The 14,390-nt window shown below is 56.6% G+C and carries 14 protein-coding genes; all 14 read left to right on the top strand.

The window, feature by feature from the left end:
- Positions 1-55: 55 nt before the first annotated feature.
- The gene (locus LEPIL_RS08755) at positions 56-2,044 is read left to right on the top strand and encodes a methyl-accepting chemotaxis protein (protein WP_002771931.1); all 1,989 of its coding nucleotides are present in this window, start codon (positions 56-58) and stop codon (positions 2,042-2,044) included.
- A gap of 102 nt (positions 2,045-2,146) precedes the next feature.
- Entirely contained in the window at positions 2,147-2,953 is an 807-nt protein-coding gene (gene hisF, locus LEPIL_RS08750) for an imidazole glycerol phosphate synthase subunit HisF (RefSeq protein WP_002771929.1), read from the top strand.
- Between the two features lie 3 nt (positions 2,954-2,956).
- On the top strand, positions 2,957-3,247 hold the full coding sequence (locus LEPIL_RS08745) for a phosphoribosyl-ATP diphosphatase (protein ID WP_002771928.1): 291 nt from the start codon (positions 2,957-2,959) through the stop codon (positions 3,245-3,247).
- 52 nt (positions 3,248-3,299) lie between these two features.
- Positions 3,300-4,130, top strand: coding sequence for a 3-deoxy-8-phosphooctulonate synthase (kdsA, locus tag LEPIL_RS08740; RefSeq protein ID WP_002771927.1), 831 nt, complete (start codon positions 3,300-3,302; stop codon positions 4,128-4,130).
- Between the two features lie 7 nt (positions 4,131-4,137).
- Positions 4,138-4,716 carry an LPS export ABC transporter periplasmic protein LptC gene (gene lptC, locus LEPIL_RS08735; protein ID WP_002771926.1) on the top strand — a complete coding sequence of 193 codons (579 nt, stop codon included), beginning with the start codon at positions 4,138-4,140 and terminating at the stop codon, positions 4,714-4,716.
- Positions 4,713-6,266: a hypothetical protein gene (locus tag LEPIL_RS08730; protein WP_002771925.1), complete on the top strand. Its 1,554-nt coding sequence runs from the start codon at positions 4,713-4,715 to the stop codon at positions 6,264-6,266. The genes lptC and LEPIL_RS08730 overlap by 4 nt, the downstream gene beginning before the upstream one ends.
- A gap of 62 nt (positions 6,267-6,328) precedes the next feature.
- A complete protein-coding gene (gene lptB / locus LEPIL_RS08725) occupies positions 6,329-7,036 on the top strand; it encodes an LPS export ABC transporter ATP-binding protein (RefSeq protein ID WP_040919953.1) in 708 nt (235 codons plus the stop codon).
- A 12-nt stretch (positions 7,037-7,048) separates the two neighbouring features.
- Positions 7,049-8,440, top strand: a complete 1,392-nt coding sequence (gene rpoN, locus LEPIL_RS08720) for an RNA polymerase factor sigma-54 (protein WP_002771916.1) — start codon at positions 7,049-7,051, stop codon at positions 8,438-8,440.
- Positions 8,441-8,515: 75 nt separating this feature from the next.
- Positions 8,516-8,818: a ribosome hibernation-promoting factor, HPF/YfiA family gene (gene hpf / locus LEPIL_RS08715; RefSeq protein ID WP_002771914.1), complete on the top strand. Its 303-nt coding sequence runs from the start codon at positions 8,516-8,518 to the stop codon at positions 8,816-8,818.
- Positions 8,815-9,912, top strand: coding sequence for an HPr(Ser) kinase/phosphatase (hprK, locus tag LEPIL_RS08710; RefSeq protein ID WP_002771912.1), 1,098 nt, complete (start codon positions 8,815-8,817; stop codon positions 9,910-9,912). The genes hpf and hprK overlap by 4 nt, the downstream gene beginning before the upstream one ends.
- A gap of 2 nt (positions 9,913-9,914) precedes the next feature.
- Entirely contained in the window at positions 9,915-10,175 is a 261-nt protein-coding gene (locus LEPIL_RS08705; protein ID WP_002771910.1) for an HPr family phosphocarrier protein, read from the top strand.
- Positions 10,165-11,982: a sensor histidine kinase gene (locus tag LEPIL_RS08700; protein ID WP_002771908.1), complete on the top strand. Its 1,818-nt coding sequence runs from the start codon at positions 10,165-10,167 to the stop codon at positions 11,980-11,982. The genes LEPIL_RS08705 and LEPIL_RS08700 overlap by 11 nt, the downstream gene beginning before the upstream one ends.
- The gene (locus LEPIL_RS08695) at positions 11,982-13,319 is read left to right on the top strand and encodes a sigma-54-dependent transcriptional regulator (RefSeq protein WP_002771903.1); all 1,338 of its coding nucleotides are present in this window, start codon (positions 11,982-11,984) and stop codon (positions 13,317-13,319) included. Before LEPIL_RS08700 ends, LEPIL_RS08695 begins: the two co-directional genes overlap by 1 nt.
- Positions 13,319-14,383 (top strand): hypothetical protein, encoded by a 1,065-nt coding sequence (locus LEPIL_RS08690; protein ID WP_002771902.1) that lies wholly within the window; start codon positions 13,319-13,321, stop codon positions 14,381-14,383. Before LEPIL_RS08695 ends, LEPIL_RS08690 begins: the two co-directional genes overlap by 1 nt.
- Positions 14,384-14,390: the final 7 nt, after the last annotated feature.

Genomic DNA, 14,390 nt, shown 5'->3' with positions numbered 1-14,390 from the left:
GTATAACAGGTTCTTGAACCGAAAAAATAGATCGTGAAAACGACAGGAATGCATTATGAGATTACGTGACTGGCCCCTTTTTCTGAAAATACTGAGCCTCTTTATCCTGGTTCTCGGCGGATTTGTAGTTTTCATCTCGGCCTATTATCTGCCCTTCTTCCGTGATACGCTGCTTGAAGAGAAAAAGGGCGGCTCTCAGCTGATGGTCGACCTCGCCGTTTCCGCAGCGGGTGCCTATCTGAAAAGCGAGAAATCTGGCGATCTGACGACGACGGAAGCGCGGCAGCAGGCTTTACGAACGCTGGACGCTTTAACCTATGGCGATGGCGAGTATTTTTTCGTGATGGATCTGAACGGCGTCATCCTCTCGCATCCCGATGAAGGCCTGCGCAACCGCAATATGACAGGTACGAAAGATGCGTCCGGAAAGGCCTTCTTTCAGGAGATGGTGGACGGAGCAAAAAAAGACGGCAGCGGCACAGTCGATTACATGTGGCCGAAGCCGGGCGAAACGAAACCCGTTCCTAAGATCACTGCTTATCGCGTCATACCCGAATGGGGCTGGATTGTGGCCACCGGTGTCTGGGTCGAGGATGTCGACAGACTTGCATCACAGCTTGCGACGCGTGTCTGGCTATCTACGGGAATCGGCGCGGCCGGCATGGCGCTTCTTGTTTTCCTCTTTACGTTTGTAATCACGCGTCCCATTCAGAAGTTCCTGAAGCAGAGTAAGACACTTGTGGCCGGCGATCTCACGGTCGACATCAAGACGGAACGTCGCGACGAAACGGGGCAGATGATCCATGCCGTCGGCGCCGTAGTCGGTAAGCTGACGGGAGTTATCGATCGCGTGATTCCCGTCGCCGTTCGCATCGACGATTCAATCGGCGTATTAAAAACGGCCGTCGACCGCACGGTGGCAGGAACGGAGAAACAGGCTGATCGTGCCGGGCAGATCTCGGCCGCCGCCGAAGAGATGACGCAAACCGTCTCTGATCTGGCTCGCACCTCTTCTTCATCGGCCTCCCTTTCGCGAGAGGCGATGCAGACGGCCCTTACAGGACGACAGTATGCCGAACAGGCCTCCACCGGCGTCGGCAAGGTCAATGAGGCGGCCGGCATCCTTGTAGAACGCATCGAACAGATGAACCGCTCGGCAAAAGAGATCAGCGAAGTGGTCGGATTGATCCGCGGTATCGCCGAGCAGACCAATCTGATCGCCCTGAACGCCTCGATTGAGGCGTCGAGAGCCGGCCATGCCGGTAGCCGATTCTCGGTCATCGCCGAAGAGGTGCGCAAGCTTGCGCGGAATGCCGGCGATGCAACGGGCGACGTATCGCGCATCGTGCAATCGCTTCAGGGCGATATGTCAGAGATACGGCAATCGGTGGCCGCCGTGAACGAGAATCTCGGCTCGGCTTCGGGCGCCATTCACAGCGCCGACAGCACGCTCGATCGCATCGTCGGCAACTTCAAAGACGTCGATCATAACATCTCGCAGATCGCCTCGGCCATCGAAGAGTTATCCATCACCTCGAACGACGTAGCGCAGAACATCGCCGAAACGATGAACATCTCGGGCGACATCGAACAGATGGCGCGCAAAGTAAAGGACGAGTTTAACCATCTCGTCGAGGTGGCCGAAGATCTGCGCGGATCGACCGTCGGCATCAAGACGAAGGTGACCGAGAGCATGATCCTTGATCTTGCGCGCACCGATCACCGTCTGTTTATCGATAAGATCGAAGCCTGTATGCGCGGCGAGAACGACCTGCAGCCTGAAGGCATCACCGACCATACGCAGTGTCGTTTTGGAAAATGGTATTTTTCTGATGGTCAGAAGAAATGCGGACATCTGCCGGTTTTCAAAGAGATCGATACGCCGCACAGCCTTGTTCATAAATACGGTCGCGAGGCCGTTGCGCTCTACCGGTCCGGAAGGCTCGAGGAGGCGCGCAGCGTCTATATCCAGGCTGAGGATCAGTCTCAGGAGATCATTGGGTTGCTTGAGAAGCTGAAGGCCGTGTACCAGACGGAGTGTTAAGTGAGCCTGTCTGCCGGGGATGGGTTTTAAGCGCCTGAAAAGTGATCCATTGAACGGTGGTTTTCTCTTTGCGAGCAGGGTGCGACCGGGAAATCTGGCACCGTGCTTGCAGTAAGGGTCATCCCCTGTCTTGATATCAAGGACGGCCGCGTCGTCAAAGGCGTCAACTTCGTCGATCTGCGCGACGCAGGCGATCCCGTTGAGAACGCCATCTTCTACGCCGAGCAGGGGGCCGATGAGCTCACCTTCCTCGACATTACGGCCAGCTCTGATCGGCGCGATATCGTACGGCATCTTGTCGAAGAGGTCGCCGACCATATCTTCATTCCCTTTGCCGTCGGCGGCGGCATTCGCACCGTTAGCGACGTCGAGAACCTGCTTCTGGCCGGCGCCGATAAGGTATCGATCAATACGGCTGCCTTTGAGAATCCGGCGGTGCTGTCGGAATCGGCGGCGCGTTTCGGTTCACAGTGTATCGTCTGCGCGATCGACGCTCGCTGGAACGGCCAGATGTTCGAGGTCTTCTTGCATGGCGGACGAACGGCAACGGGTCGGTCGGCCGTTGACTGGGCACGCGAGGCTGCCGATCGCGGAGCCGGCGAAATACTGTTAACAAGCATGGATCGCGACGGAACGCGCGACGGCTATGATCTGCCGCTGACGCAGGCCATCGTGAAAAGCGTCTCTGTTCCGGTGATCGCCTCGGGTGGCGCCGGCAATCCCGATCATCTTGTCGAGGCCTGTCTTTCGGGCGGTGCCCAGGCGGCGCTTGCCGCGTCGATCTTTCACTTCAGACAGTATTCGATCGCCGAGGTCAAAGAGAAGATGCAAGAGGCGGGACTTCCCGTGCGCTGGAACTTCTCGCGTGACGGCCTGGAATATCTCTATCATCTTGAAAAAGGAAAATAAGCAATGTCCGATCTGGAATTCCTGCATGAACTGGAGAACCTGCTGAAAAGCAGAAAGGCGGAGTTGCCCGAGAACTCCTACACGGCAAAGCTCTTTCGCGAAGGCGAAGACCGCTATTTAAAGAAGATCGTCGAAGAGGCCGGCGAAACCGTTCTTGCGGCGAAGAACCATGATCGGGCCGAGATCCTTTATGAGACGGCCGATCTGATCTTTCATACGATGGTGATGCTTGTCGATCGCGGCATCGCCGTCGACGACGTCATCGTCGAGCTGAAGCGCCGTCACGGCAAATAACGGGAAAGAGAAGCGGCGCCGTAACAGATTTTCTCTTCGAACGAGGTATACTATGAAACTTGCATCGGAACGTGATTTTTTAAACGGCTCGAAGATCGGCGGCAACCATCCGTTCTTTCTTATCGCCGGGCCATGCGTTATAGAGAGCCGCGACATGCTTGCCCGCGTCTGCGAGCGCATGAAAACGGTCTGCGACGAATTAGGCGTCTTCTACGTCTTCAAGTCGAGCTTCGATAAGGCGAATCGATCCTCGGGTGACAGCCCTCGCGGGCCGGGCCTTGACGAAGGCCTGAAGCATCTCGAATTTATCAAAAAAGAATTCGGAGTTCCTGTGTTAACCGATGTGCATGAGGCGCATCAGGCCGCCGCCGTCGCCGAGGTCTGCGATATATTGCAGATCCCGGCCTTTCTCTGCCGTCAGTCCGATCTGATCCAGGCCTGCGCCGATACGGGACGCTTTGTTAACGTGAAAAAAGGACAGTTCATGGCGCCGTGGGATGCTCCTTCAATCGTCGCCAAAGTTAAAGAACGCGGTAACGATCGCGTACTCATCACCGAACGCGGGGTCAGCTTCGGCTATAATAACCTGGTCTTTGATCCGCGCTCACCTGCTATCATGCATGAGTCCGACATCGCCGTCGTTTTCGATGGTACGCACAGCACTCAGCTGCCGGGCGGCGGTAAACAGAGCGGCGGCAATCGCGAGATGGCGCCCGTACTTATGCGAGCGGCCGTCGCCGTCGGTATCGAAGGCCTTTTTATGGAAGTGCATCCGGAGCCTGAGAAGGCCTGGTCCGATTCGGCGACGCAGTACTGGCTTGATCGCAGCCCCGATGTGCTTCGCGACCTATACCGGTTGGATCGCCTTGTAAAAGGAGCCTGAGAGGCCGGTGAGACTTGCCTTTTTCATGTCGCTTCTTGCCGTACTGGCGGGCTGCAATCCCGAGGCCGATCTTCTAAAAGAGACGACGAGGGAGCCTAACGCCACGCTGCGATTCGCAAACTTCAGGCGAACGCTCTACCGCGGCACGGGCGGCATGAAATGGGATCTGCGCGCCCAGGAGGCCTTCATCTATCAGAAAGAGGATGAGGTGGACCGCATCGTCGTTTATGGCTTCGAGCTCGATCAGGCCGACGGAACCGATCCGCTTTTTATTTCGGCCGATCGCGGCGAGCTGAACCAGAAGACCGGAACGCTTGTCGTCGAGGGGAACATCCTTCTTCGCGATAAAGAAGGCACGATTCAGTCGCAGAGATTGACCTATAACACCGAGAAGAAGATCGCCGATTCAAAGGATCCCGTAACCGTGAACCGCAAAGGCCTGCATACGGTCTGCAATGCCGGCATCTTCTTCGAAAGAGCAAGCGACCGTCTGATCTGCCGCTCGCCTCGCGGAACGGTGGAGTCGCTCCCCTCGAATAACCCTCGCAAACCCGCACAGCCTTCGTCGGAGGATATCTTCCAGTGAGCGCTTTGCGGTTTATGATCACCCTGTTTGTTGTGGTGGCGTCTCTCAGCTGTCGGTCGCTTCCTTACCAGGAAATCTTGCCGTGGTCGGGCGAACGCACCGTCCAGGAAGTCGGTCCCGATAAGCCGCTTCCACAGCCTGTGATGACGGATAACTCGGCGACCGAGCGACGCAAAAGCGTGCCGACGCAGTTCTACGCCGCGGAGCTTGTGCGTGAGCCCGTCGTCATCGACGGCAAGCCCGGATTCCGCATGATCCTGCGAGGCGACGCTACGATCGTACATGATGATACGACGCTTAAAGCGCCGCTCATCTATCTTGATCCGGGTAACGAAGGGCGACTTGTTGGCGGTGTGACGATCACCGATCGCGAGCAGGGCCTGACCCTTCGCGCCGCCAGCGGAACCTACAGCCGGGCGAAGGAGTTTGTGAGTATCGAAGGATTGCCGCGTATCGAGATCCGTCAGGGCGACGGAAAGCCCGTCATCGTTACGACGAATCTGCTCAAGCGCGATCTTGCCGAGAAAAAGAGCTATCTGGACGGCGACGTGCGCATGCATGGCGAGAGATGGTCGTTGCTTGCCGATCGCGGCGTGCTCTCGGACGATACGGGAGTCATGCTTTTTGAAAAAGAGCCCGTTCTTATCGGCCGCGATATTTACATGAGCGGCGGCAACATCGAGTATCTGACCAAAGAGAAGAAGGTCGTCCTGAAAGACCGGCCCTTCGCCCGCCTGATCATGGTCGAACGCACTGAGGTGAAGTCTGCTGTGCAGGAATCATGGCAGAAATCATTACGACCAGAAACCCAGGCCTATTTAAAGACGCTGCCTCCGGGAACGGATCCGAAAACGCTGCCGCCCGAGATCCAGGAGGAGCTGCGTCGCGCCTCAGAAGAGGCGCAGAGGCAGGAACAGCAGAAGAAAGATCAGCCGAATCCCTCCACAGACACCGGTGCCGATCAAGCTACATCCACGCAGGAGCGCCGCGTCCCCTTTGATCTCTCTGCCGGCCGAATCGAATACCGCTTCGACGAAAAGGGCGAGGCGCATCTGCTCGGCGGGGTAAAGATTACATCCGAGACGCGATCGTTATACGGCGAGCAGTTCAGGCTTTCGGGAGCGGGGCTTTCTTTAATAGAGGCGGATCGCGGCGTTAAGCTGATCGATCGCAAAGAGAAGATGCAGATCAACGCCCGCCTCATGCGCTATGATACGAAGAAGCGATGGCTCTGGCTTTCCGGATCGCCTGTCGTAGAGCTTCAGGAGAATAACGGACCCGGTATCAGGGCCCGGCTTGAGGCTGCCGTTATCGAAAGAGACATGGAAAAAGAGATTACGCTTGCGCGCGGCAACGTTCATCTGAAACGAAAGGCCGAAGAGGCAATCGCCGAGATCGCCGTCTTTCGCGAGAAAGAACAGAAGATGGATCTGACGGGCCGGCCCTTTCTTCTGCGCGGCGGCGTCTGGGTGCGCTGTAAGAAGATTCAGATGCTCTCAAATCCCGACCGCGTAATTTTTGAAGAAGACCTTTCCGGTGGAGTACGATGATGGCGAGAAAACCCGCAGCAAAGAGCGTCACGCATATTCCGCCGAACGCCAAGCTCTATCAGATGCAGAATCTCGTTAAGCGATACGGGAAGCGAACGGTTGTCGACGGAGTCTCGTTTGAGATACGGCAGGGCGAGATCGTCGGTCTTCTCGGCCCGAACGGAGCAGGCAAGACGACCTCTTTCTATATGTCGGTCGGTCTCGTGCAGCCCGATTCCGGCAAGGTCTTTATTGACGGCAAAGACGTCACCGACCAGCCCATGTATAAGAGGGCGCGCGAAGGCATCGGCTATCTCGCACAGGAGGCTTCGGTCTTTCGCAAGCTGAGCGTGCGCGAGAACGTCGAAGCGGTGCTTGAGATGCACACGAAAGATCGTGATTATATCAGACAGAAGGCCGACGAGCTGATCGAAGAGCTGCATCTGACGAAGGTGCAGGATCAGGCCGGTTATACCTTATCGGGCGGAGAGCGCCGTCGGTGCGAGATCGCCCGCGCCCTTGCCACAGGCCCCGACTTTATTCTGCTTGATGAACCGTTTGCCGGCGTCGATCCGATCGCCGTGCGCGACATCCAGCAGCTCATCGCTCATCTGCGCGAGCGCGGCCTGGGCATCCTCATCACCGACCACAACGTGCGCGAAACGCTGAAAATCACGGATCGCGCCTATATTATGTATTCGGGCACCATCCTTAAAGCGGGCACGGCCGAGGAGCTTGTCGCCGATGAACGCATCAGACAGGTGTACCTCGGAGACGACTTCTCTCTCTAACGTTCGTATCTTATGAAGCAGCGACTCGTACAGAAACAGGTTCAGAAGCTCGTGATGACGCAGGACCTGCGTCAGTCGATCGAGCTTTTACAGTATTCGTCCCTCGAACTGAAAGATCGCATCGAACAGGAGATGATCGAGAATCCGTTTCTCGAACTCGCCGAAGCTGATGTTAACGCCGAGCGGCCGGCGCGCGAAGAGGCGGACTATGCGGGCGAGGCAAGCCATTATGACGACGCCTCTGACTATTCGGGCATGCCCGACCGCGAGGCCTCGGATCGCAAGCAGCAGGCTATCGAGAATACGGCGGCGATGGCGCCCGGACTGGCCGCGCATCTTCTCGAACAGATCCATTTAACCGATCTGAGCGACGAAGAGCAGAGCGTCGCCGAGGTGCTGCTCTCGGCGCTTGACGGGCAGGGGCTGTTAACCGAAGACCCTGCAATCCTGTTGCAGGAGAGCGGATTCGATTCTCGTCATGCCGAAAAGGTGCAGCGTGTGATCGCCTCGCTGGATCCTCCCGGTTGTGCCGCCCGCACCGTGCAGCAGTCTCTTATCTTTCAGGCTGAGCTGCACCCGGAAAAACGAGTCGCCGGCGACGCCATCCTGCTACTACGGGATTTTCTGGCCGAGCTCGAAGACGGCGACCGGCAGCTCATCATCGACCGCTCCGGCCTTTCCGCCGAAAGAGTGGAGAAGGCCATAGAGCTGATCCGATCGCTGGAGCCGGTGCCCGCCCGGCACTTCAGCCAGCAGACCGTCGAATACGTCGTGCCCGACGTCATCGTCATGGAGATCGACGGCATGCCGAAAGTATTCCCGAACGATTCCTGGATTCCCGATCTGCGTATCAACGAAGACTATGCGCGCATCCTTGAGGCCGAGGCCTTTCGTACGATGAAGACGGAGGATAAGGATTACCTGAGAAACCGCATGCATTCGGCTTCGTTCCTGATTCGCGGTCTCAAACAGAGACGACGGACGCTACTGCGCACGATGAACGCCATCGTCGGATTTCAGGAAGAGTTCTTTCGCCGCGGGCCCGGCCATCTGAAGCCGTTGAACCTGCGTATGGTCGCCGAGGAACTCAGTCTGCACGAATCGACGGTGTCGCGCATCACCTCGAATAAATACGTGCAGACGCGCTGGGGCGTTTTTGAACTGAAGTACTTCTTTGCCCGAGGCCTCAAAAAGCTCGACGGAGTGGAAAGCGAATCTTCAACGAGCATCCAGGATCGCATCCGCATTCTCATCGAATCGGAGGCCGAGCCGCTTTCAGACCAGGCCATCGCCAACATATTAAAAAAGGAAGGCATCCGAATCGCCCGGCGCACGGTGGCAAAATACCGGGGAATTCTCGGGATTCCGGTTGCCGAATCAAGGCGCAGCCATAAAAAGGAATGACTCACAGCACTTTCAGGAATTACTGGAAGTGCTCCGGCCTGCGGGCCGACAATTAGAAGCCAGAAGAGGATCAGCATGGATATTACCTTTCACTTTCATAACATCGAGTCGTCCGAAGGACTGAAAGAAGCGGCGCGCAAGGTCATTGATAAGCTCTCTCCTCAGTTCAGCCGCCTCATCGGTGCGACGGTTCGCTTCAAAGTGGAAAAGGTGAATCAGATCGTTGAAATCACTATGAACGGAGATGGCGGTGTGTTCGTTGCCGAAGATAAGACCACCGATATGTATGCCTCTCTTGACCTCGTTGAAAAGAAACTCGAGCGTCAGATCAAGAAGCATAAAGGCAAGCAGCACGCACATCACGCCCGTCACGGATGAGCTCTGAAACCGGAGTAGCCGTACGTGAGCTTATCGGTCGTCCGGAACTCCGGCTCACACTGGCAGCCGGGGCCGATGGACTCGATCGACGTCTCACCTGTATTGATGTAAACCGGCCCGGCCTTGCCCTGGCCGGTTTTTATCGCGATTTCGCTGAAGAACGCATTCAGGTGATCGGCAAGGGCGAATACGCCTATATCTCGGATTGCAAGATACCGCAACAGCTTCAGATGGGAGTGGGCTTCCTCAGCTTCGCCATCCCTGCCGTCGTATTTACGCATGGAAATGTACCGCCGCCCTGTTTCGTAGAAACTTCGGATCATACGGGCATTCCGCTTCTCAGCACTTCGCTTACGACGCATGATTTTCTCGTTCATTATACTCGTTTTATTACCGAAGCCCTTGCCGAATCGACGAAGCTGCACGGCGTTCTTCTCGACGTCTACGGCGTCGGCATTCTGCTCCAGGGCTCAAGCGGCATCGGCAAATCAGAGACGGCGCTCGAACTGATCGAGCGCGGTCATCGTCTTGTCGCCGACGATATGGTCGAGTTGCGGTGTCTGGCCGACAGCTATCTGATGGGTTATACAAGCTCCATCATCGAGCATAATATGGAGCTGCGCGGTATCGGCATCATCGACGTAAAAGAGCTTTTCGGCGCCGGAGCGGTGCGCCGGGAGATCCGCCTTGATATGGTGATCCAGCTCGAAGAGTGGGATGTCAGCCGCGAATACGAGCGACTCGGCCTTGAAGATCGCACGACGCAGATTCTCGGCGTTGACGTTCCGCACATTATACTTCCCGTGCGTCCGGGGCGCAATATTCCCATTCTGATCGAAACGGCGGCCATGAACCATCGTCTGAAGTCGATGGGCATCCATGCCGGCCGCAATCTTTCGGAACGCATACAGAGAGAGATCCAGCGCAAGCAAGAAGGCGATAAAGCGGCACGCAGGTTCGATTCGGCCCCGGCTGAGCGGAGCGTCGACGTTACGGTGGATTCTAAGGCGTCGGACGCTGACGTCGATGAAGCTCAGCCCGAGAAACCGAAACGCCCTCTGCCGAAATCGCGTCCCCTGAGCCCGCCGGTTTAGTCATGAAAGAAAAGACGATCGTAATTCAGATGGAGCAGGGAATGCATGCCAGACCTGCCTCGGTTTTCGTTCGCGAAGCCGGACGTTTCGCGTCTGAGGTACAGTTAACGGCCGACGGAGTGACGGTGAACGGAAAGAGCATCATGGGTATTCTCATGCTGGCGCTCGGACCGGGCACGCACGTGCATCTGAAAATCGAAGGCGCCGACGAAGATGAGGCGCTTGAAATCCTGTCGGGAGTACTGAGCGGCAATGCCGAATGAGGCTCCGAAGGCGGATCGCTGGGAAAAGGAAGAGTCGCGGATTCTTCTGCGCGACATCTTTTACGTTATACTCGTTCTGTGGGTCAGCGTCTTTGTCGCTGAAAGCTTCTTTCTTAACGAACAGTCGACGCCTTTTGATCGTATCTTCGGCTATATCGTCGTTTTCATCCCTCTGGGCACGCTTAACTTTTTTCTTCATTATCTGTACCGCAACCGGCGTATCAAACGCACGGGCAAGCTGCGATCGAGTTTGCGCTATCGTTTGATTCTCGCCTTTCTCATCGTATCGATTATCCCGTCTCTGCCGATCTTTCTTCTGACCTCGGGCCGGGTGGAGTCCGTCATCGGCGTCTTCTTCGATCTGGATTTTCGCGGAGCCATGGATTCGGCCGAGCATATGATGGCGGACTGGGAGAAAGAGGCCTCGACTCTTTTTTATAACAGCGTCAGGCAGCGGCGTGCCGCCGTACTGGCTACGTTCTTGAAGGACTCTCAGGGCAAATTTGAACCGGCGCTTTTCGACGGGCTGATTCAGGAAAGGTACGATGCCGTTTATCTTGTGGAGCGTAATTCTCCCGTTTTGCTGTACGGACCTTCTTTGAAAACGAGCGATCTGGTACAGGAGCTCGTTCAGAGCGGACCATCCGGCGACGGCTACGGCCTCGTCACGGTCGACCTGCGTCGTTACGCCTTCGTTTCGTTAACCGTTCGTCCGGAACTGCAGATTATGCTTGTGAAAAGGCTCTATCCGGCGCGATCGGCCGACGAGATGAAATACAGACAGGTGAACCGTCTGTTAAACGTCGACGAAGCCCGGTGGGAGAAGGTCATCCCCTACAGCTTGCGTCTCAGCCTTGCCATCCTCTATCTCGGTATGATCATCGCCGATATCATCGTCGCCATCGTCATCGCCCGACAGATCTCGCATCCTATCGTCTCGCTTGCGGCGGCGACGCGTGCCGTAACGGAGGGCAAGCTTGATACGCGCATTGATCTGCGCGCCGAAGGCGAGATAGGCATCCTTATCGAGTCGTTCAACAGCATGACCGAAGAGCTGCAAACGCTGCGCAGCCGCCTCTTACACAGCCTGCGCGTCGGCGCCTGGCAGGAGGTGGCCCGTCGTCTGGCGCATGAGATCAAGAATCCGCTTACGCCGATTCAGCTTTCTTCGGAACGTATGCTACGCAAGCTGGACCGAGGCAATCGGGATGATCTTGACGACGTCGTCCGTACCGGAGCAAACACGATTATCGAACAGGTGAACGTTCTCAAGCATCTGCTTGAAGAGTTCTCGAACTTCGCCCGGCTTCCTTCTCCGCGGCCCGAGCTCGTTCAGATCGGCCCTCTGATTCAGGAATCGGCCGAACTCTTTCGTAATATTCCCGGCGTCGATATTGAGGTCCGGGTCATGGATAATCTTCCCGACATCTGGATTGATAAGACGCTTTTTATAGGTATGATGAATAATCTCGTGAAAAATGGGATTGAAGCCGTGTACGAGAGGTTTCCCGATGGTCAGGAGCTTCCGCAGAAAGAGGGACGGATCGTCATATCGGCCGTGCTGCATCGTCAGGCCGGGCGTCGGTTCGTCCTTTTGAAAGTGGAGGATAACGGACCCGGCATTCCCGAAGAGATGCGCGACAGCATCTTTGAGCCATATTTCTCGACAAAAGGGGAGCACGGGAACGGTCTCGGCCTGGCGCTCGTAGAGCGGGCCGTGCTCGAACACAATGCGCGCATCTACGTGAGCCGCTCGTCTATGGGTGGAGCGGAATTCCGTATTTTATTTCCTGAAGGAAAGGCCTGATGAAAGTTTATGTAATCGATGACGATCGTTCGATCCGCACGTCTCTGAAAGAGATCCTTGAAGACGAGGATTTTGTCGTCGAGCAATTCGCCACGGGTAAAAGCGCCGTGAAGGCTCTTGAGAAAGAGCGTCCGGCTCTGATTCTGCTTGATCTGTGGTTAGGCAAAGAAGACGGGCTCGAAGTTCTGGATGAGATCCGTCGTATGTATCCTGCCTTGCCCGTTCTGATGATCTCGGGGCACGGAACGATCGAGCAGGCCGTCGCGGCGACGAAAAAAGGGGCGGTCGACTTTCTTGAAAAGCCGCTTTCCATTCAGTCCATCCTCGATAAGATCCATGCCGTGTTGCACGTCGAGCCTAACGTAGCTAAGAAGAAAGAAGTGCAGCTCGACTTTGACGAGATCATCGGCGACTCCGAGCAGATCCTGCGAGTGAAACAGGCCATCGCCCAGGCAGCGCGCACAAATGCCCGTGTTTTTATCTTCGGCGAGAACGGTACCGGTAAAGAGCTCGTCGCCCGCGCCATCTTTCGCAATTCTTCGAGATCCGATAAGCCGTTCGTCGATCTGAACTGCGCCGCCATTCCCGCCGAGCTTATCGAATCGGAGCTTTTCGGCCACGAAAAAGGCGCCTTCACCGGAGCAGCCGATCGTCGTATCGGCAAGTTCGAGCAGGCCGACGAAGGCACGCTCTTTCTCGATGAGATCTGCGATATGGCGATGACGATGCAGGCCAAGGTTCTGCGCGTACTCGAAGAGCAGCGCTTTCAGCGCGTCGGCGGCAACGAATCGATATCGGTCGATGTGCGCGTGATCGCGGCGACGAATATCGATCCGCAGCAGGCCATTCGCGACGGACGATTTCGCGAAGACCTCTACTATCGATTGAACGTGATTCCGATTAACATGCCCGCTCTGCGTGAGCGCATGGGCGATATACCGCTTCTGCTCGATCATTTCTTGCGTCAGGCGGTGAAGGCGAACGGCCTGCCGGCGAAGGTGTTCACGCCCGGCGCCATCGACCTGCTTGCTCGTTACGAATGGCCCGGCAACGTGCGCGAGCTGAAAAACGTCGTCGAGCGCCTGGCCATCCTTTCAGAGGGAGAGCAGATCGACGTTAACCAGGTGGCCGATTCGCTTTTCAGGCCCGATCAGGACGATCAATTCCCGGGGCTTGACTTGCGTTCGGCGCGCCGGGATTTCGAGAAGAAGTACATCATGCAGGCGTTGAAGCAGTTCGAGAAGAACATCAGTCGGACGGCTCGCTTTCTTGGCATGGAGCGCACGCATCTTCATCGTAAGCTGAAGACGCTGAAGATCAACCTGGATGAGCTGTGATGTCGTTGCGCGAACATCTGAAACGCGTCGTTAGCGATTTAACCGTCGCCCTCGAGGACTTGAAACAGAATCCGGCGACGCAGATCTTGATCGACGGTCCGCCGGCGCTGATCTACACGCCCGATCTGACGCCTCGCAAGGCCGTCGTGACCGACGCCGTGCAAGCACAGGTGGAGAAACCGGCCGCTCCTGTTATACAGATCCGCAAGGATCTGCCGGCCAATATGAGCTGCCAGCTCTGTCCCGATCGGATCTATGCGGTGCGTCGCTACCTGATCCGCGGCAATCTGCCGGCTCTTGTTCTGCGTTACAACTATCCGATCGACGAGCGGGCGACGGCGTTACCCGACCGCAGCGATCGCAGTCGATTTCCCACACCCGAAGAGGAAGAGCTCTTTTCGCGCATGCTGGGCGCCGCCGATCTGACGATTGAAGATCCTTATTATCAGGAGTTTCCGGCCTGTCATTTTGATCCGCGCAGTCTGCCCGAGGAGTGGAACCGACGTACGGAAAACTGCCTGAAGCATCTGCGCGAAACCGTCGAGCGAGAGAACATCCGTTTTCTTCTTGTAACGGGAGCGGCCGCCGTTCTTCTATTCGGGGATCGGGCGAAGGCACTTGCCGAATCGTCGAAGATCGTAGATTTTCCTGTCACCGAGAGCCTGACGCTGCCCTGTCTGGTCGTACGTTCGCCGGCCGCTCTGATCGCCATGGAGCGACAGCGCTTGAAAGCCGAGCAGGCTCTGGAGCGATTTTCAGAGCAGGCACAGCTCTATCGGACGCTGAAGTCGAAGCCCGCCGAGTATCGCTCTCGCATGGAAGAGATGGTAAAGGCTTTGCCCGAGCAGGCAGCAGGTGCGGAGCGCGTCATCGCAAACGTGAAGCTGAAGTCGGCCGCTTCCATTAAAGAGAAAGGGAAGGGCGATGCAAACGAAGAGCGCTTTCGCGCGGCCGGCCGCGAAGGCGATGCGCTTCTCTGGAAGCTGCTTGTGCTGCGCGAGTCGGAGCTTCGCGTGAAAAAGCAGATCGTCGAATCCCTGAAAACCATGAAAGCTCGACTGTGATTCGAGC

The sequence above is a fragment of the Leptonema illini DSM 21528 genome, assembly GCF_000243335.1.
GTDB classification, from domain to species: domain Bacteria; phylum Spirochaetota; class Leptospiria; order Leptospirales; family Leptonemataceae; genus Leptonema; species Leptonema illini.
The sequence above is the reverse complement of the archived record's forward strand: the minus strand, read 5'-3'. Positions and strand labels throughout refer to the sequence as shown.